The 21,553-nt window shown below is 58.5% G+C and carries 19 protein-coding genes and 1 pseudogene; 13 read left to right on the forward strand and 7 right to left on the reverse strand.

Features of this window, described 5'->3' with window-relative positions; all coding sequences use genetic code 11:
- Positions 1 to 88: 88 nt before the first annotated feature.
- Both FQ185_RS03570 and FQ185_RS03575 read right to left on the reverse strand, forming a co-directional pair.
- The gene (locus FQ185_RS03570; protein ID WP_149416277.1) at positions 89 to 1,873 is read right to left on the reverse strand and encodes a GspE/PulE family protein; all 1,785 of its coding nucleotides are present in this window, start codon (positions 1,871 to 1,873) and stop codon (positions 89 to 91) included.
- A gap of 90 nt (positions 1,874 to 1,963) precedes the next feature.
- Positions 1,964 to 2,302, reverse strand: a complete 339-nt coding sequence (locus tag FQ185_RS03575; protein WP_149416278.1) for a hypothetical protein — start codon at positions 2,300 to 2,302, stop codon at positions 1,964 to 1,966.
- Positions 2,303 to 2,428: 126 nt separating this feature from the next.
- On the opposite strand from FQ185_RS03575, the gene FQ185_RS03580 reads away from it, so the two are divergent.
- Positions 2,429 to 2,899 carry an Lrp/AsnC family transcriptional regulator gene (locus FQ185_RS03580; RefSeq protein WP_018927598.1) on the forward strand — a complete coding sequence of 157 codons (471 nt, stop codon included), beginning with the start codon at positions 2,429 to 2,431 and terminating at the stop codon, positions 2,897 to 2,899.
- Between the two features lie 125 nt (positions 2,900 to 3,024).
- On the opposite strand, the gene FQ185_RS03585 is transcribed toward FQ185_RS03580, so the two are convergent.
- Positions 3,025 to 4,392, reverse strand: a complete 1,368-nt coding sequence (locus FQ185_RS03585) for an inorganic triphosphatase (RefSeq protein ID WP_149416279.1) — start codon at positions 4,390 to 4,392, stop codon at positions 3,025 to 3,027.
- A 315-nt stretch (positions 4,393 to 4,707) separates the two neighbouring features.
- Between FQ185_RS03585 and argE the strand changes: the two genes are divergently transcribed.
- Positions 4,708 to 5,877, forward strand: a complete 1,170-nt coding sequence (gene argE, locus FQ185_RS03590; protein WP_149416280.1) for an acetylornithine deacetylase — start codon at positions 4,708 to 4,710, stop codon at positions 5,875 to 5,877.
- Positions 5,878 to 6,080: 203 nt separating this feature from the next.
- A complete protein-coding gene (gene argA / locus FQ185_RS03595; RefSeq protein ID WP_149416281.1) occupies positions 6,081 to 7,379 on the forward strand; it encodes an amino-acid N-acetyltransferase in 1,299 nt (432 codons plus the stop codon).
- Positions 7,380 to 7,486: 107 nt separating this feature from the next.
- Here the strand turns inward: argA and tauA are convergent, their stop codons facing one another.
- A complete protein-coding gene (gene tauA, locus FQ185_RS03600) occupies positions 7,487 to 8,476 on the reverse strand; it encodes a taurine ABC transporter substrate-binding protein (protein ID WP_149416282.1) in 990 nt (329 codons plus the stop codon).
- 362 nt (positions 8,477 to 8,838) lie between these two features.
- Here tauA and FQ185_RS03605 point away from each other — a divergent pair, with 362 nt between their 5' ends.
- The 9 genes from FQ185_RS03605 (at position 8,839) to FQ185_RS03645 (ending at position 17,757) form a co-directional block, all read left to right on the forward strand.
- Positions 8,839 to 10,173 carry an OprD family outer membrane porin gene (locus FQ185_RS03605; protein ID WP_149416283.1) on the forward strand — a complete coding sequence of 445 codons (1,335 nt, stop codon included), beginning with the start codon at positions 8,839 to 8,841 and terminating at the stop codon, positions 10,171 to 10,173.
- A 374-nt stretch (positions 10,174 to 10,547) separates the two neighbouring features.
- Positions 10,548 to 11,918, forward strand: a complete 1,371-nt coding sequence (locus FQ185_RS03610; protein WP_149416284.1) for an OprD family porin — start codon at positions 10,548 to 10,550, stop codon at positions 11,916 to 11,918.
- A 295-nt stretch (positions 11,919 to 12,213) separates the two neighbouring features.
- On the forward strand, positions 12,214 to 12,852 hold the full coding sequence (locus FQ185_RS03615; RefSeq protein WP_149416285.1) for a peroxiredoxin: 639 nt from the start codon (positions 12,214 to 12,216) through the stop codon (positions 12,850 to 12,852).
- Positions 12,853 to 13,090: 238 nt separating this feature from the next.
- On the forward strand, positions 13,091 to 13,684 hold the full coding sequence (gene ssuE, locus FQ185_RS03620) for an NADPH-dependent FMN reductase (protein ID WP_149416286.1): 594 nt from the start codon (positions 13,091 to 13,093) through the stop codon (positions 13,682 to 13,684).
- 89 nt (positions 13,685 to 13,773) lie between these two features.
- Complete coding sequence (locus FQ185_RS03625) at positions 13,774 to 14,739, forward strand: sulfonate ABC transporter substrate-binding protein (protein ID WP_149416287.1); 966 nt, start codon at positions 13,774 to 13,776, stop codon at positions 14,737 to 14,739.
- 25 nt (positions 14,740 to 14,764) lie between these two features.
- A complete protein-coding gene (gene ssuD, locus FQ185_RS03630) occupies positions 14,765 to 15,913 on the forward strand; it encodes an FMNH2-dependent alkanesulfonate monooxygenase (protein ID WP_149416288.1) in 1,149 nt (382 codons plus the stop codon).
- A 9-nt stretch (positions 15,914 to 15,922) separates the two neighbouring features.
- Positions 15,923 to 16,705: an aliphatic sulfonate ABC transporter permease SsuC gene (gene ssuC / locus FQ185_RS03635; protein WP_149416289.1), complete on the forward strand. Its 783-nt coding sequence runs from the start codon at positions 15,923 to 15,925 to the stop codon at positions 16,703 to 16,705.
- Positions 16,702 to 17,508, forward strand: a complete 807-nt coding sequence (gene ssuB, locus FQ185_RS03640) for an aliphatic sulfonates ABC transporter ATP-binding protein (RefSeq protein WP_149416290.1) — start codon at positions 16,702 to 16,704, stop codon at positions 17,506 to 17,508. Before ssuC ends, ssuB begins: the two co-directional genes overlap by 4 nt.
- A 33-nt stretch (positions 17,509 to 17,541) precedes the next feature.
- Positions 17,542 to 17,757, forward strand: a complete 216-nt coding sequence (locus FQ185_RS03645) for a molybdopterin-binding protein (protein ID WP_003229256.1) — start codon at positions 17,542 to 17,544, stop codon at positions 17,755 to 17,757.
- A gap of 108 nt (positions 17,758 to 17,865) precedes the next feature.
- Here the strand turns inward: FQ185_RS03645 and FQ185_RS03650 are convergent, their stop codons facing one another.
- The 3 genes from FQ185_RS03650 to FQ185_RS03660 all read right to left on the reverse strand — a co-directional run bounded on the left by FQ185_RS03650 (position 17,866) and on the right by FQ185_RS03660 (position 20,933).
- Entirely contained in the window at positions 17,866 to 18,504 is a 639-nt protein-coding gene (locus FQ185_RS03650; protein ID WP_149416291.1) for a TetR/AcrR family transcriptional regulator, read from the reverse strand.
- A gap of 90 nt (positions 18,505 to 18,594) precedes the next feature.
- Entirely contained in the window at positions 18,595 to 19,347 is a 753-nt protein-coding gene (locus tag FQ185_RS03655; RefSeq protein WP_149416292.1) for a carbonic anhydrase, read from the reverse strand.
- Between the two features lie 209 nt (positions 19,348 to 19,556).
- Positions 19,557 to 20,933, reverse strand: a complete 1,377-nt coding sequence (locus tag FQ185_RS03660) for a glutamine synthetase family protein (protein ID WP_008150449.1) — start codon at positions 20,931 to 20,933, stop codon at positions 19,557 to 19,559.
- A 278-nt stretch (positions 20,934 to 21,211) separates the two neighbouring features.
- On the opposite strand from FQ185_RS03660, the pseudogene FQ185_RS03665 reads away from it, so the two are divergent.
- A pseudogene (locus FQ185_RS03665) lies at positions 21,212 to 21,529 on the forward strand (gamma-glutamyl-gamma-aminobutyrate hydrolase family protein); the annotation flags it as partial.
- Positions 21,530 to 21,553 lie beyond the last annotated feature (24 nt).

The following is a 21,553-nucleotide window of genomic DNA, read 5'->3' on the forward strand; positions in this document are numbered from 1 at the left end:
TGATGTTGCGATCGCAGGAGTGTAGCGGCGCCGGTTGGGGATAAGAACCGTTAGTCGGCCCTTGCATCATCAGGAGACATAAAAGAACTCATTTCTGCTCGCTCTGCGGTGTCACCCGCAGTACCTCCTCGATAGTCGTCAGCCCGGCCGCCACTTTTTGCGCCCCCGACAGCCGCAAACTGCGCATGCCTTCCTTGAACGCCTGACGCCGCACCGCGAGCAAATCGGTATCGGGGTTGATCAGCGCTTTGACGCCGTCTGTCAGTTGCATGATTTCGTAGACCCCGGCGCGACCGCGATAGCCGGTGTCGCGACATTCCAGGCAACCAATGGCGCGTTGGGCGTTGGTCGGTAGCGGCGCTTGCCAGGGTTTGGTCAGGGTTTGCCAGTCCTCTTCACCCAATGTCAGCGGTGCCTTGCAGTGCGGGCACAAGGTGCGGACCAGGCGTTGCGCCATGACACCGAGCACCGTGGCTTTGATCAGGTAATGCGGCACGCCGAGTTCCAGCAGGCGACTGATCGCGCTGGGCGCATCGTTGGTGTGCAGCGTCGACAGCACCAAGTGGCCGGTGAGCGCGGCCTGAATCGCCATTTCTGCGGTTTCGAGATCGCGTATCTCGCCGATCATGATGATGTCCGGATCCTGTCGCATCAGCGCGCGCACACCGGCGGCGAAGGTCAGGTCGATGTTGTGCTGGACCTGCATCTGGTTGAACGCCGGCTCGACCATTTCGATCGGGTCTTCGATGGTGCAGAGGTTGACCTCCGGCGTCGCCAGTTTCTTGAGCGTGGTGTACAGCGTGGTGGTTTTCCCCGAACCGGTGGGCCCGGTGACCAGAATGATGCCGTTGGGCTGGCGGGTCATGTCCTGCCAGCGGCGCAGGTCTTCGGTGGAGAAACCCAGCTGGTCGAAATCCTTGAGCAGCACCTCCGGGTCGAAGATTCGCATGACCATTTTTTCGCCAAACGCTGTCGGTAATGTCGACAGCCGCAGTTCGACTTCACCGCCATCCGGGGTCTTGGTTTTCACCCGGCCGTCTTGGGGTTTGCGCTTTTCCGCGACGTTCATCCGCCCGAGGCTTTTCAGGCGGCTGACAATCGCCATGGTCACTTGCGGCGGGAATTGATAGACGTTGTGCAGCACGCCATCAATGCGAAAGCGCACCGTGCCTTGCTCGCGTCGCGGTTCGATGTGGATGTCACTGGCGCGCTGCTGGAACGCGTACTGGAACAACCAGTCGACGATATTGACGATGTGCGCGTCGTTGGCGTCCGGTTCCTGGTCGCTGGCACCGAGATTGAGCAACTGTTCGAAGTTGCCCATTGTGTTTATTTGCTGATCGGCGTTGGTCGCGCCGCTGACCGATTTGGCCAGGCGGAAGAACTCCACGCTGAAGCGCTGGATGTCCACCGGGTTGGCGACCACACGCTTGATCGGCAACTTCAATACGTGGGTCAGGTCGGCTTCCCAGCCGGTGACGTAGGGTTGGGCGCTGGCCACGGTCACCGCGTCACGGTCGATGGAGACCGCAAGAATCTTGTGACGCTGGGCGAAGGCGTAGGACATCAGCGGCGTAATGGCCGCGACGTTGATCTTCAACGGATCGATACGCAAGTAAGGCTGGCCGGCCTGCTGGGACAGCCACAGCGTCAGGCTCTCCAGGTCGAGGTGTTTACTGGGACGGCTAAGGTCGTCCAGATGCTGGCTGGCGATGAACTCCAGCGGGTGCATCTGGCCATTGGCGGCGTGACGGCGTCGAGCATTAAGCGCGTGTTCGGCCGAGTCCTGGCTGATAAAGCCTTGGGCGACCAGTTCACGCAGCAAATCATTGAGATCCAGCCAGCGGTCCTGAATGGCAAGTTGAACGGACATGCGGGCTCCTCATGAACAACAGTTCGCAAAGGATAGTCGCGCACCCGCCGACCGTTGGGCCACTACCCGACGAAGCCGTATCGAGTTCTTTCAGCCTGCTGCCTGAGCGGGCTTCTCCCACGTAGAGTCGGCGGCTTGCAGGTCCACCGAACAGACGCTGATCAAGTTACGTAATTTTTCCGCGATGACCTGGGCGCGGTGCCAGCTCAGGTCGTCCATCACGATGTCGATCGACATCAAATCGTCCATCCGCTGCACGTTGACCTGTTGCGGTGTCAGGAACTGTAAGGCGAACAGGTTGAGCGCCCGGCACAACAGATCCGGTTCGGCCTCCGCCAGCAATTGATAGTGAACGCGGCAGTGGGTGTTGCTGGCGTTCCAGACATCGGCGCGGGTTGGCGGGGTGTTCACGGCTTCCAGATGCGGCATGGTCGGTCTCCAAAATCACTGGAGGAATTTTTACATTCGGTGCGGGGCATTTCTTATCTATGATGGGGCTTATTGACGGTTCATCGAATTGCACAATTCACCAAGTTATCAATTCCGGGTTTTTCTATGCATAGCGAGCTGGATGGCTACGACCGCAAGATTCTCGCGTTGCTGCAAGAGGACGCTTCACTCTCAAGTGCGCAGATCGCCGAACAGGTGGGGCTGTCGCAGTCGCCGTGCTGGCGGCGGATTCAGCGGATGAAGGAGGAGGGGATCATTCGTGGGCAGGTGACCTTGCTCGACCGCAAGAAAATCGGCCTGAACACGCAGATCTTCGCTGAAATCAAACTCAACGCGCATGGGCGTTCGAACTTCACCGAGTTTACCGAGGCGATTCGCGGTTTTCCCGAAGTGCTGGAGTGTTATGTGCTGATGGGGTCGGTGGATTTCTTGCTGCGGATTGTTACGGCAGATATCGAGGCGTATGAGCGCTTCTTTTTCGAGAAGTTGTCGATGGTGCCGGGGATACAGGAGGTCAACTCGATCGTGGCGTTGTCGGAGATCAAGTCCACGACGAGTTTGCCGGTGTTGCGCTGACCCTACACTGATCGTTCCCACGCTCCCGCGTGGGAATGCAGCCGGTGACGCTCCGCGTTACCTGGACGCGGAGCGTCCCTTGAGGCATTCCCACGCAGAGCGTGGGAACGATCATCATCGCAAGATTACATACGCAGCAGCATCTTCCAGGCACGATTCTGATACACAGCAATCGCCTGCTGCTTGCGCGCATCCAGCGATTCGTCGGTGATCGGCTCGTTAGCCAATTGAGCAAGCTGTTTGAGCTCGCCGTACAAGCGATCCATTTCCGGGATGTCCAGCACGTTGCGGGCGTGATGCAACCAGGCCTGGATGCGCTCGATACGCGGCAGTTGCTCGGCCAGGTCTTCCGGTTGTTGCTGATATCGCTGCAATTGCAGGGACGTCGCTTCTTCACCCAGCAGGCGTGGCAGCCAGCTGCCCAATTGCGCAGCGCCCTGGCGATTGCCACGGACGTTGCGATCGGCAGCCCAGGTGCGAGCCAGCAACCAGCGCGACGTGTTCAGCGAGAACAGGCCCCAGCGCGGGTCTTCGAGTTCTTCGAGGAACTGCTCCGGCGCGGCCTTGCGCACGTCTTCATCGTCCAGACCGGCCTGAACCAACGGGCGCCAGTCTTCGAGCAAGGCATCCAGCGCGACGCGCAGGTCGTGAGTCGACTGACGCGGTGCGGCTTGGCCGAGGCTGCTGAGCAATGCGCGCAATTCAGCGAGGTTTTCGACCCAGTCCTGCAACAGGCGCCAGTGGCCATTGAAACGATACTGTTCGGCCAGACGCTGGCTGCTGCCCAGCAAGTGCCAGCTCAGCGCGGCGAAGGCGTCGTCCAGCGGCATTTCGGCGCTGATCTGCGGCGCTGGCAGGCTCAGGGAATAACTGTTGGCGTCGTACAAACGATAACCGCGCTCGGCCTTGCTGATGTCACACGGCATCAGGGCCAGGGTCGCGGCCAGTTCGGCGGCCAGTTCCAGCAGTGCGGCCGGCTCGCCTTCGCGCAATTCCAGTTCCAGCTCGCAGATTTCTTCTTTCTGTTTGCCGACGACAACGTGACCCAGATCCAGAGCAGCTTCGATGACCACTTTAGTCTTGCCACGGCCCCAGGCGATTTCCGCGCGTTCGCGGACAAAATCGGTGGTGAAGATCGGCTTCAGGGTTTTCTTGTCCAGCTCTGCCAATTCTTCAGGCCAGCACTCGCCGTCGAGTTTCTTCACGTCGAGCTTGGCTTTGGGCAGGTTCCAGTCGTATTCATTACGTTCGGACAAACCGGCGACGCTCTGGCCGCGGGTCTTGAGCGTCTGAATCACTTCTTCGCCATCGCGGCGCAGGCGCAGGGCAACCTTGGCACGGGCCAGGTCGCGCTCAGGCGTGTCGAAGTACTGGTTCATCAACTCACGGCGTTCCCAGCCACTTTTGTTGCGTTTTTTCAGGAGCGGGTGCTCGCGCAGGGCAGCGAGGGTTTCGCGGCTGACGCGGAGTTTGATTTCGGTTTCTTTCTGCATGGCCGGAAAATCCAGGATCGGGAGCGCAGCCGGGGGAATGTGTGGCTGCCAAGGTCGTGCAGTGTACAGCACTGACCTGAGATAGGGTCTGTTGACGCTTGGTGACGGCCGCGACGGACCTCCCTTGGCGCAGGGCTGCGTTGCTCGGAACTCATTTGGGACAACCAAACCACGTTCCTCGCGCCTTGCCCTGCACCAAGGGGGGCCGTCTCGGCTCGTCACCAAGCGTCAACAGACCCTACCCGCGCCGCGGCGGTTTATTCCTGTCGCCGGATGGTTCTATGATGGACTTCAATTCGGGAGTTGGAGTCAGCGATGCCTTTGCCGTCCATGAAAGATCAGTTCGCTGCGCTGATCGCCGCACCCTCCGTCAGCTGTACCCAGCCCAGCCTCGATCAAACCAATCGCCCGGTGATCGACTTGCTGGCGACGTGGCTCGGTGACCTGGGTTTTGCCTGCGACATCCAGCAGGTCAGCCCCGGCAAATTCAACCTGCTGGCCAGTTTCGGCTCCGGCCCCGGTGGTTTGGTGCTGGCCGGTCACAGCGACACGGTGCCGTTCGACGGTGCTCTGTGGCAGACCGATCCGCTGAAGCTGACCGAAGTCGATGGTCGCTGGATCGGGCTGGGCAGTTGCGACATGAAGGGCTTTTTCGCGCTGGCCATCGAAGCCGTCATACCGCTGCTCGATCAGCCGTTCAAGCAACCTTTGCTGATCCTCGCCACCTGCGATGAAGAAAGCTCGATGTCTGGTGCTCGCGCCTTGGCCGAAGCCGGACGTCCGTTGGGGCGGGCGGCGGTAATCGGCGAGCCGACCGGGCTCAAGCCGATCCGCATGCACAAAGGCATCATGATGGAGCGTATCGATATTCTCGGTCAGAGCGGCCACTCCTCGGACCCACGCCTTGGCCACAGCGCACTCGAAGCCATGCATGATGCCATTGGCGAACTGCGTGGGTTACGCCTGCTGTGGCAACGCGAATATCGCAATCCGCAGTTCGGCGTACCGACGCCGACCCTGAACTTTGGCTGCATCCATGGCGGCGATAATCCCAACCGTATTTGCGGCCAGTGTTCGCTGGAGTTTGATCTGCGCCCCTTACCGGGCATGGACCCCAATGCCCTGCGCGCGGAGATTCTGAAGAAGCTCAAGCCCATTGCCGAGTGGCATCAGGTGAAGATCGATTACGCGCCGCTGTTCCCCGAAGTGCCGCCGTTCGAGCAGGCCGAGGACGCCGAATTGGTCCGGGTCGCCGAAAAGCTCACCGGCCATCGCGCCGAAGCAGTGGCGTTCGGCACCGAAGCGCCTTATCTTCAGCGTCTTGGCTGCGAAACACTGGTGCTGGGCCCTGGCGATATCGCCTGCGCGCACCAACCGGGGGAATACCTGGAAATGTCACGTTTGCAGCCTACGGTGCATCTATTACGTTCATTGATTGAACATTACTGCCTGACATCGGCTCAATATTCGGTGCCAAGCAGTTGAGCGCGATCCATGTGGGAGCGAGCAAGCTCGCTCCCACAGGTTCTGTGTATTGACTGACTAAACGTATAAATTGCCAGTGTCCCAACCCGTATTCATGAGGAGAGCGCGCGTGTCGCCAAGCCTGTTCCGACGATAACCATCAGCCCGCTGTGCATTTATGCTTCGCCCATTTTTTGGCTGCTATTTATTACAGGCCCAGGTTCATGCCCGAATACGTCAATTGGCTTCGTCACGCTTCGCCCTACATCAACGCCCACCGCGATTGCACCTTCGTCGTCATGCTGCCCGGCGACGGCGTGGAACACCCGAACTTCGGCAATATCGTCCACGACCTCGTGCTGTTGCACAGCCTGGGCGTGCGACTGGTGCTGGTTCACGGTTCCCGTCCGCAAATTGAAACCCGCCTCGCCGCGCGTGGCTTGACCCCGCATTACCACCATGACATGCGCATCACCGATGCCGCGACCCTTGAGTGCGTGATCGATGCGGTCGGCCAGCTGCGCATCGCCATCGAAGCGCGTCTGTCCATGGACATGGCTTCATCGCCGATGCAGGGCTCGCGTCTGCGGGTGGCCAGCGGCAACCTGGTAACGGCGCGGCCGATTGGCGTGCTTGAAGGCGTCGACTATCACCACACCGGCGAAGTGCGCCGGGTGGACCGCAAGGGCATCAATCGCCTGCTGGATGAACGCTCCATCGTGCTGTTGTCGCCACTGGGTTACTCGCCGACCGGTGAGATTTTCAACCTCGCCTGTGAAGACGTCGCCACCCGCGCGGCGATCGACCTTGGCGCGGACAAACTGCTGCTGTTCGGCGCCGACCTTGGCCTGATCGACGAAAATGGTCGTCTGGTTCGTGAACTGCGTCCGCAACAGGTCCCCGCGCATTTGCAACGTCTGGGCAGCAATTATCAAGCTGAACTGCTGGATGCGGCGGCTGAAGCCTGCCGTGGCGGCGTGGCTCGCAGTCATATCGTCAGTTATGTCGAAGACGGCGCGCTGCTGACCGAACTGTTCACCCGTGACGGTGGCGGTACGCTGGTGGCCCAGGAGCAGTTCGAAATTGTGCGCGAAGCGGCCATCGAAGACGTCGGTGGTTTGCTGGACTTGATCAGCCCGCTGGAAGAGCAGGGGATTCTGGTGCGTCGTTCTCGCGAGGTGCTGGAGCGTGAGGTCGAGCAGTTCAGTGTGGTCGAACGCGAAGGCATGATCATCGCCTGTGCGGCGCTGTATCAGATTGCTGATTCGGATGCGGGGGAGTTGGCGTGTCTGGCAGTGAACCCGGAGTATCGACATGGCGGTCGCGGCGATGAGTTGCTCGAACGCATTGAAACCCGCGCGCGGGCACAGGGTTTGAAAACCTTGTTCGTGCTGACCACCCGGACTGCGCACTGGTTCCGTGAGCGTGGGTTTGTGCCGAGCAGTGTCGAACGCCTGCCATCGGCCCGGGCCTCGTTGTACAACTATCAGCGCAATTCGAAGATCTTTGAAAAGACTCTGTAACCTGATCGTTCCCACGCTCAGCGTGGGAACGATCATCAAGACACTTTTGACCGCGGCGCCCCCTTCGCGCGCAAGCCCGCGATCGGCTGCGCAGCAGCCGTTAGTAGTCACTCAGCCACAAACTTCGCACTGACATACGGCGAATAATCCGGCAGCACCGTTTCAACCTTCCCTTGTTCCTTCAAAAACTTCGCGGTTTCGCCAATCGCCTTGGCCGTGCCGCCGTCCAGCAGCGCGGTGGTTTGCTGCGTCTTGGCATCCGGGAAGGCTGAACCTGCCAGCATCTCCGGTACATCGGCGGCGTTGGCACCGGTCAGTTTTGCTATTTTCTGTACCGGCACCGAGTCGGCAGTCCAGCTGTCCTTATGCGCGGCATAGTCGGCGAACGAGTCCAGGGTGACCTTGGCGAATTTCGCCACGATATCCGGGTGCTTCTCGGCGTAATCCTTTCGCGCGACCCAAACCTCGAAGGTCGGTGCACCCCACTGGCCGACCAGTGCGGCGTCAGTCAACGTCTTGCCTGTCTTGCGAATCTCCCCCAGCGCTGGCGACCAGACAAACGCGCCGTCGATGTCGCCACGCTTCCAGGCAGCGGCGATTTCCGCCGGTTGCAGGTTCACCACTTTGACTTTCGAGGCGTCCAGGCCCCAGTGCTTGAGTGCGCCGAGCAGGCTGTAGTGAGAGGTGGAAACGAACGGTGTGGCGATGGTCTTGCCGATCAGATCTTCCGGTTTATCGATACCGCTGCCATTGCGCACTACCAAGGCTTCGGCCGCATTGATTTGCGCGGAAACGATGAACGCGACAATCGGCAGATTGCGCGAAGCGGCTGCCGCGAGCGGACTTGAGCCGAGGTTGCCAATCTGGACATCGCCGGAAGCAATTGCCGTTACTACTTCCGGGCCACTGTTGAAACGACGCCAGTCAATTTTTTGGCCGATGGTTTTCTCGTACAGTCCATCGGCCTGGGGGACTTTGCTGGGGTCGATGCCCGTTTGATAACCGATGGTGAGGTTCGCCGCATGAGCGGAGAAAGAGAATGCGAGGGATGCACAAACTGTAACAAAAGGACTGGATAGTGCGCGTTTGGTTGTCATGGCGGCGCCTCTCGGTAAGGGAATGTTTCCGAATTGCGTCAAAGCTAATCGATCTAAAAAATGGCTAATAAATACCATTTAGGAATTAGCTTATGAGTCGGCCGCTCTAGCTCGGGTCGATGAGTCGATGTGAACTCTATTCCTAAAAGGTATTAAAAAAGAATTTACCCATTCTTTTCGAGTTTATGACGAATTCATGACCCTGCAAGGACCAAAAAACCGAGGGTTAGACTATGGTCGTAGACACACATAGTTACGATTGACTTGTGAGTCACTGTCTGGCGCTAATCGCGCATCTTAGGATCTTGGGCATTCGACCCCGGACCAGGAACACAAGAATTAGAAACGAGAGGAGCGAAACAATGAACAAGTCCACCTTGGCCCTGGCCGTGGCTGTAGGGGTTTTGGCGCAGCAGGCAGGCGCCGCAGGTTTCATCGAAGACAGCAAGGCTTCCGTCAGTTCTCGCACCATGTATTACAACGCCGATTCCCGTGAAGGTGCTTCTAACGCTACTAACAATCAGCGAGAGACCGCTCAGGGCTTCAAGTTCGATTACCTGTCCGGTTTCACTCAGGGCACTGTCGGCTTTGGTATCGACGCACAGGCGGTGGTGGGCATTCATCTGGACGGCGGCCGTGGTCATCACCCGGATAGTAACTCGTTCTTCCCAAGCGACAGCGACGGTTCGGCATCCGACTCGTACAGTCGTGCCGCGGCTAACGTCAAGGCGCGCTTCTCGAAAACCGAAGCTCACCTGGGTGGCGCGCTGCAACCCAACATGCCGATCCTGGTCGCGAACGACAGCCGTTTGCTTCCACAGAGTTTCGAGGGTGGCACCATCACCTCGAAGGAAATCGACAACGTGACCTTCAACCTGGGGCAGCTCGAGCATGCAGCGGGTCGTGCATCCTCGAACACCACCGGCCTGGCAGTGGGTGGCGGTACCGAAGAAAGCAACAAATTCCGTTACGCCGGTGCCGACTGGAAGGTCACCAAAGACCTGACCCTGCAGTACTACAACGCCAATCTGAAAGACTATTACAAGCAAAACTTCTTTGGTCTGGTGCACGTCCTCCCGATCAGCGCCAACCAGTCGTTCAAAACCGACTTGCGCTATTTCGATAGCAGCTCCGACGGCAAGAATGGGGATGCGGGTTATCGCTTCAACAACAACAACGGCTATGCCAAGACGCCGGGCGAGGTCGATAACAAGACCTGGAGTGCCATTTTCACTTACACCTTGGGCGGCAGCGCCTTCCTGTTGGGTCATCAGCGTGTCAGCGATGACGGCGGTTTCGTTTATCTGAACCAGGGCAACGTGGTCGATGGCAATGGCCGCAACGAAGGCGCGGCGGGGGCCAGTTTCTATCTGTTCACGGACTCGATGATCAACGGTTTCGTCCGTGCCGGCGAGAACACGACCTTTGGTCAGTACACCTACGACTTCGCCTCTCTAGGGGTGCCAGGCCTGAAAGCCTCGGCTGTCTATTTGCGTGGCGAGGACATCAAAGCTACTAGTGGCGTGGGTAAAGACTTGACCGAGTGGGAGCGCGACTTGCGCGTGGATTACGTAATTCAAACCGGTGCGCTTAAAGGGTTTGGCACAACACTCCGACACGGCACCTACCGCGGCGACAACATCACTGCCCAAGACCAGACCCGTCTGATCTTCAACTACACCTACAGCTTCCTGTAACAAGCTTCGCAAAAGAGCCTCGCCGGCTGGCGGGGTTTTTTTTGCATTTTTTTTGATATTCGATTTGGATATCACATAGTAATTTATTATTCTTTTTAGCTTTTAAAATAAACCCCTAAAGTGCATCTCATCGAGGCCGATACCTAGTGTCCCGCAGCGATTAAAACTTCGATTTTTATTCCTGAACGGCATGAAAAAGAATGAAATTTGTTTTTTACGTTTACCATGCCGGCCCATTCGCTGCCCCCAGACCTTTGACTTAGACGCATCGGTGAAATGGCGCGCAAAAATTGTGGTTAGCGGCACCCGCATATTTCAGGATCCAGAGCATTCGACTCAGGACCGAAAAAATTAGAAACGAGAGGAGCGAAACAATGAACAAGTCCACCTTGGCCATGGCTGTGGCCATAGGGGTTTTGGCGCAGCAGGCAGGCGCCGCCGGTTTCATCGAAGACAGCAAGGCCACATTGGGGCTGCGTAACTTCTACATCAATAACGATAACCGTGACTCTGGTGCTCATAGCACCCAAAGCAAAGCCGAAGAATGGGGCCAAGGCTTCGATCTGCGCTTTATCTCCGGTTACACCCAAGGCACTGTCGGCTTCGGTATTGATGCGATCGGTCTGCTGGGCGTTCGTCTGGATTCGGGCGGTGGCACCAACGGCGCTACTGCAGCCTCCGGGGCGAACTACGGTTCCTATGGCGGCACGGTTTTCCCAAGCAAGTCCAATGGCGAAGCCGTTGATAACTTCTCCAGTCTGGGCCTGACTGCCAAAGCCAAGATCTCCCAGACCGAACTGAAACTGGGCACCTTGCAGCCAAAGAACCCGGTTATCGTGACCAACGACGGTCGTCTGCTGCCACAAACCTGGCAGGGTGGCCAGATCACTTCCGGCGAGATCAAAGACCTGACTCTGGTCGGTGGTCAGATCGAATCCGTGAAAGGTCGTAACTCGAGCAACAACGAGCAGCTGTCGATCGGTGGTGCCAACGGTCGTACCGCGAACGGTCGCGATAGCAACAAGTTCATCTACGCCGGTGGTGACTACAAAATCACCAAAGACCTGACTGCCCAGTACTACTACGGCAATCTGGAAGACTTCTACAAGCAGCACTTCTTGGGTCTGGTTCACAACTGGGCAATCGGTCCGGGTGTGCTGAAGTCCGATCTGCGTTACTTCAATAGCTCCGACGACGGCGCCAACGGTCACGACCCGCTGTATTACAGCACCGGTAACTACCAGGGTTTCACTGCTGGTCGCGGTAAAGTCGACAACAACCTGTACAGCGGCCTGTTCCTGTACTCCGTTGCCGGTCACACCTTTGGTGGCGGTTATCAAGTCAGCAACGGCAGCAGCGACTTTCCTTGGCTGAACCAGGGCGACGGTTCGTCGAACTACACCATCACCGACATGCAAATCCAGAAGTTCGGCCGCGCCGGCGAGCGCACCTGGCAAGCTCGCTACTCGTACGACTTCGCCAAAGTCGGTGTTCCAGGCCTGACCGCCGGTATGGTTTACCTGCGTGGAGACAATATCGACACTGTCAGAAGCGTGACGGTACCGGCAGGTAATGGTCGCTCCGAGTGGGAACGTGACCTGACTGTGGGTTACGTGATTCCGGAAGGCCCGCTGAAGAACCTCGGTTTCATGTGGAAAAACGCTACCTGGCGCAACGACATCCCGGGTCAACGTGACCAGGATGAAAACCGCCTGATCGTCAGCTACTCGATCCCGCTGTTGTAATAGCGCTCGCGCAACTGAAGTAAAAAAAGCCCCGCCCGGCATCACACCGGGCGGGGCTTTTGCGTTTTCAAGTCAGGCTCACCCCCGTAAACCCTCCTCGACATTTCCCTCTTTTTGCAGCAACTCAAGGCCTTCTCGAACCTTGTGGGCGATAGTCCTCCTGACCGCTGTCGAGGTCCAGTGAATACATTTTTAATATTCATTTACGATCTAAACAAATCGATATTCATTCTTTTTAATGAATAAGAAATGCAGGCACAGTTGACCCCGACAAGCACTCACCAGGAGCAGCACCATGAGCCTCAGACTGGGCGATATCGCCCCCGACTTTGAACAGGATTCCAGCGCCGGCACCCTCCGTTTCCACGAATGGCTGGGCGATAGCTGGGGCGTGCTGTTTTCCCACCCGGCGGACTTCACGCCGGTGTGCACCACTGAACTGGGCTTTACCGCCAAGCTCAAGGACGAATTTGCCCAGCGTGGTGTGAAAGCCATTGCCCTGTCCGTCGACCCGGTGGACTCGCACCACAAGTGGATCGAAGACATCAACGAAACCCAGAACACTCTCGTCAATTTTCCGATCCTTGCCGACGTCGACCGCAAGGTCTCGGACCTCTACGACCTGATCCACCCGAACGCCAACGACACGTTGACTGTGCGTTCGCTGTTCGTGATCGACCCGAACAAAAAGGTTCGGCTGACCATCACCTACCCGGCGAGCACTGGCCGAAACTTCCATGAAATCCTGCGGGTGATCGACTCGCTGCAACTCACCGACAACTACAAAGTGGCCACGCCGGCCAATTGGCAAGACGGTGATGAAGTGGTGATCGTGCCGTCGCTCAAGGACGAAGACGAAATCCAGAAACGCTTTCCCAAGGGCTACCGCGCGGTGAAACCGTACCTGCGTCTGACGCCACAACCGAACAGGTAACTCAGCTAACTCTCGTTCCCACGCTCCGCGTGGGAACGATCACCATAAAGCAGGGGATTTTCGGGCCGTTTCGACGGCCTGTTTTTTTGCCTGGAGGGAATGTTTTCATATATCTCTAAAGTGCATAACTAAATGAATAAATATGATTTATGGATATAAAAATCCCCTGTTAAGGTCACTTCCACCAAAGCGAGATCGCAAACCGCGAATCGCCAACACCGTTCAAGGAATTGTCTGAATGCTGGTCGTCTCACTCGGTGGCAGTCCCAGCCAACGCTCCCGTTCCGGGGTGCTGCTGGAGCGTTCCCAGCGCTGGTTGCAGGAGCAAGGTGTGGAGGTGGTGAGTTACCAGGTGCGGGACTTCCCGGCCGAAGACTTGCTGCACGCACGCTTCGACAGCCCGAAGGTCATCGACCTGCTGCAACAGATTGAAAACGCCGATGGCCTGCTGATCGCCACGCCGGTCTACAAAGCGTCGTTCTCCGGCGCATTGAAAACCGTGCTGGACCTGCTGCCCGAGCGCGCCCTGGCCCACAAAGTGGTTTTGCCAATGGCCACCGGCGGCAGTATCGCCCACATGCTGGCGGTGGATTACGCGCTCAAGCCGGTGCTGTCGGCACTGAAAGCCCAGGAAATGCTCCACGGGATTTTCGCCGTAGACAGCCAGATCGCTTACGGCGAAGGCAGCGTCCAGGCGCAGTTGGCACCGGAGCTGGAACAACGACTGAATGAATCACTGGAGCTGTTTTTCAGCGCCATGGCCCGACGGCCCAAGCCGATCGATCCGAACCTGTTGAATGAACGTTTGTTGAGTGCTCGCTGGAGCATTTAAACCTCACCCGAATTTGAAACACTCACCTTACTCAGCCGCTAACGGCCAAGCAGGTGCAGCCAAAACCCAACTGCAAAAAGGAGAGCGCCATGCGCCCTGTCATTTTGCGTCGTGGTCTGGTCGCTCTGTTTGTTGCGGCTGTCACCTTCGGCGCCATTACTCAAGCTCAAGCCGAGACGTTAAGAATCGGTTATCAGAAGTACGGCACCCTGGTGCTGCTCAAAGCCAAAGGGACGCTCGAAAAACGCCTCGCCGCCCAAGGCGTGGACGTGCAATGGACTGAATTCCCCGGCGGCCCGCAACTGCTCGAAGGCCTGAACGTCGGCTCGATCGACTTCGGCGTTACCGGCGAAACCCCGCCCGTATTCGCTCAAGCCGCCGGCGCCGATCTGCTCTACGTCGCCTACGAACCGCCAGCGCCTCACAGCGAAGCGATCCTGGTGCCGAAGGACTCGCCGATCACATCGGTGCAGGAGCTCAAGGGCAAGAAAGTCGTCCTGAACAAAGGCTCCAACGTTCACTACCTGCTGGTCCGCGCACTGGAAGATGCCGGCCTCAAATACACCGACATCCAGACCGTATTCCTGCCGCCGGCCGATGCCCGCGCCGCGTTCGAACGTGGCAGCGTCGACGCCTGGGTGATCTGGGACCCGTACCAGGCCGCCGCCGAACAACAGTTGCAGGCGCGCACCCTGCGCGATGGCCAAGGCATCGTCGACAACCATCAGTTCTACCTCGCGACCAAGCCGTATGCGCAGAAAAATCCCGAGGTGATCAAGACCCTGGTGGAAGAAGTGCGCGCGGTCGGTGAGTGGTCCAAGGCCAATCCCATCGAGGTGACCCAACAAGTCTCGCCACTGCTCGGCCTGCCCGCCGACATCACCCTCACGTCGATGAAGCGCCAAGGTTTCGGCGCACTGTTCATCACGCCAGCAGTGGTCGCCGCCCAACAGAAAATCGCCGACAGCTTCTATCAGCTCAAGCTGATTCCGAAGCCGCTCAGCATCAAAGACGTGATCTGGACGCCGCCGGCAGCCGTTGCCAAAGCGCAGTAATTCGATTCCCTAAGGAGACCACTCCATGAGCCTCAATATCTTCTGGTTCCTGCCTACCCACGGCGACGGACATTACCTTGGCACCGCCGAAGGCGCTCGCGCCGTCGACCATGGTTACTTGCAACAAGTCGCACAAGCGGCGGATCGCCTGGGCTTCGGCGGCGTGCTGATTCCCACCGGCCGTTCCTGCGAAGACTCGTGGCTGGTGGCCGCGTCGCTGATCCCGGTGACCCAGCGTTTGAAATTCCTCGTCGCCCTGCGCCCCGGGATCATTTCCCCGACGGTGGCAGCGCGTCAGGCTGCGACGCTGGATCGTTTGTCCGGCGGTCGTGCGTTGTTCAACCTGGTCACCGGCGGTGATCCGGAAGAATTGGCCGGCGACGGTTTGTTCCTGACCCACGAAGAACGCTATCAAGCCTCGGTGGAGTTCACCCGCATCTGGCGCCGTGTGCTGGAGGGCGAAACCGTCGATTACGACGGTCAGCACATCAGCGTGAAGGGTGCGAAGTTGCTCTACCCGCCGATCCAGCAACCGCGTCCGCCGCTGTATTTCGGTGGTTCTTCCGAAGCGGCGCAAGACCTCGCGGCAGAGCAGGTCGAAATGGTTCTGACCTGGGGCGAGCCTCCAGCCGCTGTTGCGGAAAAAATCGAACAGGTTCGAGCCAAAGCCGCAAAGCTCGGCCGTACCGTGCGCTTCGGTATTCGCCTGCATGTGATCGTTCGCGAAACCAACGCCGAGGCCTGGCAAGCGGCGGATCGACTGATCTCGCACCTGGACGACGAAACCATCGCTCGCGCTCAGGCTTCTCTGGCTCGCTTCGATTCCGTCGGCCAGCAACGCATGGCTGCATTGCACGGCGGCAGTCGCGACAACCTGGAAGTCAGCCCCAACCTATGGGCCGGTGTTGGCCTGGTGCGTGGCGGGGCCGGCACGGCGTTGGTCGGCGACGGTCCGACCGTAGCCGCCCGCGTGAAGGAGTACGCGGATCTGGGCATCGACACGTTTATCTTCTCCGGTTATCCACACTTGGAAGAGTCTTACCGCGTTGCCGAGTTGCTGTTCCCGCATCTGGACATCGAACGTCCGGAATTGCCGAAAAGCGCCGGTTTCGTCAGCCCGTTTGGTGAGATGGTGGCCAACGACATTCTTCCCAAAGCCGCGTCCCAGAGCTGAGGCGCAGCCATGAAGAAAATTATCCACAACCTCGCGCCTTGGGCGTTGCCGGTTCTGCTGCTGGCGGTGTGGGAGTTGTCGGTGTCGGCGGGCTGGTTGTCGACACGGATTCTGCCGGCGCCAATCGCCGTTATCGAAGCCGGCGTCAGCCTGGTGCGCAGCGGTGAAATCTGGACGCACCTGGCGATCAGCGGCTGGCGCGCGGCGCTGGGCTTCACCATCGGCGGCAGTATCGGTCTGGTGTTGGGCTTCATCACTGGCTTGTCGAAATGGGGCGAGCGCCTGCTCGACAGTTCGGTGCAGATGATCCGCAACGTGCCGCACCTGGCGCTGATTCCGCTGGTGATTCTGTGGTTCGGCATCGACGAGTCGGCGAAGATTTTCCTGGTGGCGCTGGGCACGTTGTTCCCGATCTACCTCAACACCTATCACGGCATCCGCAACGTCGATCCGGCGTTGGTGGAGATGTCGCGCAGCTATGGTTTGTCCGGTTTCAGCCTGTTTCGTCAGGTGATTCTGCCGGGCGCGCTGCCTTCGATTCTGGTCGGCGTGCGCTTCGCACTGGGCTTCATGTGGCTGACGCTGATTGTGGCCGAAACTATTTCTGCCAGTTCCGGCATCGGCTATCTGGCGATGAACGCCCGAGAGTTTTTGCAGACCGACGTAGTGGTGCTGGCGATTCTTATGTACGCGGTACTCGGCAAACTTGCCGACCTCGCGGCCCGTGGACTTGAACGCGTGTGGTTGCGCTGGCATCCGGCCTATCAGGTTGTTAAAGGAGGTGCGGCATGACGGCTCAACAACCTCCACGCCTGCTGCGCGGGATTCCGCTGGCGGTGCGCAAACTGCAAAAAACCTTTGGCTCGCGACAAGTGCTGCGCGAGATCGATCTGCACATCCCGGCCGGTCAGTTCGTCGCGGTGGTCGGTCGCAGCGGTTGCGGCAAAAGCACCTTGCTGCGCTTGCTCGCCGGTCTCGACAAGCCCACCGGCGGCGAGTTGATGGCCGGCTCCGCACCGCTGAGCGGTGCCCGGGAAGACACCCGTTTGATGTTCCAGGAAGCACGTTTGCTGCCATGGAAAAAGGTCATCGACAACGTCGGCCTCGGGCTCAAGGGCAACTGGCGGCCACAAGCATTGGACGCGTTGGAGTCGGTGGGCCTGGCGGATCGCGCCAATGAGTGGCCTGCGGCCTTGTCCGGTGGGCAGAAGCAACGTGTGGCACTGGCCCGCGCGCTGATCCATCAACCGCGCTTGCTGTTGCTGGATGAGCCTCTGGGCGCCCTGGATGCCCTGACTCGAATTGAAATGCAGCAACTGATCGAGCGGCTCTGGCAGAAGCATGGTTTCACCGTGTTGCTGGTGACTCACGACGTCAGTGAAGCGGTGGCGATTGCCGATCGGGTGATCCTGATCGAAGAGGGCGAAGTCGGTCTCGACCTGCACGTTGAGCTGCCGCGTCCTCGGGTTCGCGGCTCCCATCGGCTGGCGGCGCTGGAAACCGAAGTCCTCAATCGCGTGCTGTCGCTGCCCGGCCAGCCGCCGGAACCGGAACCTGTTTCACCATTGCCCACGCAATTGCGTTGGGCTCAATAACTCACGCCTTATCCAACGACAGGAATCAACCTCATGACTATCAAAGCCATCAACGTTCGTAACCAGTTCAAAGGCTCGATCAAGGAAATCGTGCTCGGCGACGTCCTTTCGGAAATCGATGTGCAGACCGCTTCCGGCATCGTCACTTCGGTGATCACCACGCGCTCGGTGAAAGAGCTGGAGCTGGTGGTCGGCAGCGAAGTGATCGCGTTTGTGAAATCCACCGAAGTGTCGATCGCCAAGTTGTAAGCGCGTGCATTGCGCGCAACCTCGAAGGGTGTGAGCCCTTCGGGGTTTTTGTGCATGGCTTGAACTCAGCCGTGTAGCCATCGCGGGCAAGCACGACCGCCACCGCAGTCAGATTGAGTGAGCACGCTTGTGCAGGTAGGGCGGCAAATACAGCCCCAGATACGCATCAAACACCCGCATCCCTTCCTCTGCCATGCGGGGGGTGATCTGCCCGTGCTGCTGCACTGAACGGGCGTAGACGCGATCACCCAGCTCCATCGCCAGCGCAAATACATCGACATCGCTCGGCAATTTCGGCAGTTCAAAGTGATGATCAAACAGCTTGTGCATCAGGTCGCCCAGTTCGATGTCGTGCTGACGGTCGGCCTGGGTGACCTCGGTCAGGCCATGCTGGGCAAGAATCAATTGGCGGGCCGCGGCGTCTTCGTCGTAGATGTCGAGCATGCGTTGTTCCACCAATCGCGACAGATCTCGCCAACCGTGGAGGGCGTCGTGGTTGATGGGTGCTTGCAGACAGGCGCGGAACGCGGCGTGGACGTCGGCCGTGAGGGCTTCGAGCAGCGCCGGGACGCTGGCGAAGAAGTGATAAACGGAGGAGGGCGGGATCTCCGCGCGCTCGGCGACGCTGTAGATCGACAGACTGGCCACGCCTTCGGCGGCCAGCAGCGTGCGGGCGGCATCGAGTATCGAATCGATCCGGGCCTGGCTGCGTGCGCGGGGTTTGCGTGGGGTGGCGAGTCGGGTCATTGAAGTCTCCTGCGGGGCAGCGGGCATTGTACGAGGCGCATTGCACCTTGTCTGTACGGGCCCGCTGCCCATATTTCATGTCAGGGAAGGTTAGCCGCTGACTTGCACGCTGCGACCATTCAAGGGTTGAACCGGGCGGGCATTCATCGGGTACAGTGCCTGGAAAGCCTGCAATTGTGCTGGGGAAAGTTGCATCACAGTGGAGAACACGTGCCAGCGCACATCTTCAGCACACGGTGGAGTGGTCAGCGATCCCGAGTAGGAATAGGTGCTGCGGATGGCAGGAAAAATATTGGCAACGTTCAGCGTATCCAGGAGTGCTATGCCGCCCGCTTCCTTGGGCATTGCTGCCATGATTGGCTCCAGCGTCGGATTGTGTGCGCCCTCTTCAAATAGAAGTGCGATCACTGCGAGTTCGCCTGCGGTGTTGCGATGCACCAGATGTGCGTTTAGTGGGTAGGCGCGACCTTTGATCTTTTCTTCGCTGGGTGTATGGAAGTGCATTTGCACGAACGCATAGTCGCCGGAGGCCAGGGTGATACTGCCCGCGTCCACTGACGACACCTGAATGGTATGTCCGTTGTTCAGGACGGTAGCGGTGCTCGGTCGATAAGTGAAGGTCAGGGGGGCAACTTCAGTTTTTACCGCATCACGAATGTCGATCGGCGACTGGGCTTTGCCGGACGTACAGAGTTCATATTCACTGTTCAATTCGCTCCAGTTTTCCGGGTCGGTCGGCGCTGTGTAGCTCCAGGCCGCGGTTGTTCCCGTTGCTGCCCAAGCAGTGCTGCACAAGCAGGAGATGATCAGTGTAATGGCTGAACCCAATAGCTGTTTTTTCATGGTCGTTTTTCAACACTCTAGAAGGAATACCGGCCTAGTCCCGGCGTTCTTGAGTGTGTGAGCGCGCAATGATCAACTATGCAGGTTGCGTCCGACGTTTCCGTAGGGACATTCCTGTTTGTTGGGTGGAATGGTCGCAACAAATGTCGAGTACAAAAAAACGCCGCAGGCCTTATCAGCCGGCGGCGTTCTTTTTTTACTGCAACCGCTTAAACGGTATGCAGGTACCAGTTGTACTCGAGGTCGGAGATGGAGTGTTCGAACTCCTCCAGCTCGCTCTCTTTACAGGCCACGAAGATATCGATGTATTTCGGATCGATGTACTTGGCCATGACTTCGCTGTCGTCCAGCTCGCGCAATGCATCGCGCAGGTTGTTCGGCAGGCTTTGCTCGTTTTGCTCGTAGGAGTTGCCTTCTACGGGAGCGCCCGGCTCGATCTTGTTGGTCAGACCGTGGTGTACGCCTGCCAGAACCGAAGCCATCAGCAGGTACGGGTTGGCATCCGCGCCGGCAACGCGGTGTTCCAGACGGACCGCGTCGGCGGAACCGGTCGGTACACGCACCGCAACAGTACGGTTGTCCAGACCCCAGCACGGAGCATTCGGCACGTAGAACTGTGCGCCGAAACGACGGTAGGAGTTGACGTTCGGGCAGAGGAAAGCCATCTGCGCCGGTAGGGTCTCGAGCACACCGCCGATCGCGTGACGCAGTGCGGCGTTCTGCTCGGGATCCTCGCTGGCAAAAATGTTTTTGCCGTCTTTATCAAGAATCGAGATGTGTACGTGCAGACCATTGCCCGCCTGGCCCGGGTAAGGCTTGGCCATGAAGGTGGTGTCCATCTCATGGTCGTAGGCGATGTTTTTGATCAGACGCTTGAGCAGGACCGCATAGTCGCAGGCCTTGATCGGGTCGGCCACGTGGTGCAGGTTCACTTCGAACTGCGCCGGAGCACTTTCCTTGACGATCGCGTCAGCAGGGATGCCTTGCTCTTTCGCACCTTCCAGAATGTCCTGGAGGCAGTCGACGTATTCGTCGAGATCGTCGATCAGGTAAACCTGTGTCGAGTGCGGGCGTTTGCCGGAGATCGGCGAGCGCGGAGGTTGTGGGCGACCGTTTACGTTCTCCTGGTCAATCAGGTAGAACTCCAGTTCGAACGCGGCGCAGATGGTCAGACCCATCTCGTCGAACTTGGCAACAACTTGACGCAGTACTTCACGGGGATCCGCGAAGAAGGGTTCACCTTCGAGTTCGTGCATGGTCATTAACAGTTGCGCGGTAGGGCGCTTCTGCCAAGGCTCGTTGCACAGGGTGTCAGGGATTGGATAGCAGATTCGGTCAGCATCGCCGATGTCCAGGCCCAGACCGGTGCTTTCCACCGTCGAGCCATTGATATCCAGAGCAAATAGAGAGGCCGGCAGGTTGATGCCTTTCTCGTAAACCTTGTGGAGGCTGGTGCGTTCAATGCGCTTGCCGCGCACCACACCATTCATATCCGCAATCAGAAGGTCAACGTACAGAACCTCAGGATGTTCCTTAAGGAACGCGTTCGCTTCGTTAAGCTGAACGGCACGCGGGGGTACCGACATGATGCAACACCTTTGTTGTTAAAAATATCAATCATTGATCTCTTCGGGTTTCAGTCAACCCGAACGGCATGCCGAAGTCAAGCGAGGCCTTTTTTGCCCTAAAAAAGCGCTCATAGGGCTTTTTTGAGGCAGTTTGGGGCGTTTTTATGCCTTTTAACGCTTTGGCGCCCGCAGGCTTGAGCGGGCCGTGTTGTATTTTTTACGGGGGTGTTGTGTAAAAAAATGAACAAGGCTAAGCTCGATTCAAACCCATAACAGCAATAATACCGGGGTGCTTCATGTCTCGCCTGCCGTTAATCGGCGTCACCATCTGCTCCAGGCAGATCGGTCTGCATGCTTATCACATCAGTGGCGATCGTTGCGTTCACGCCAAGGCCCGCGTTGCCAAAGGCGTGCCGTCGACTCTTCTTTCCCCGGTGCTTCTGCGGGACCCGTCCGATATTCTGGACGGTCTGCACGACATTCTCTTTACCGGCGCTCCTTCCAATATAGAACCGTTTCACTGTAGCGTCCCGGCCAATGCGTCGGGCCCTGCTCACGATCCTGCACGTACCACTATGCTCTCGTTGACCCGCGCCACTGCCCGGACGGATATTTGTGCGCGGCAATTGCAGTCGCAA

The organism is Pseudomonas sp. ANT_H12B, assembly GCF_008369325.1.
GTDB lineage: Bacteria > Pseudomonadota > Gammaproteobacteria > Pseudomonadales > Pseudomonadaceae > Aquipseudomonas.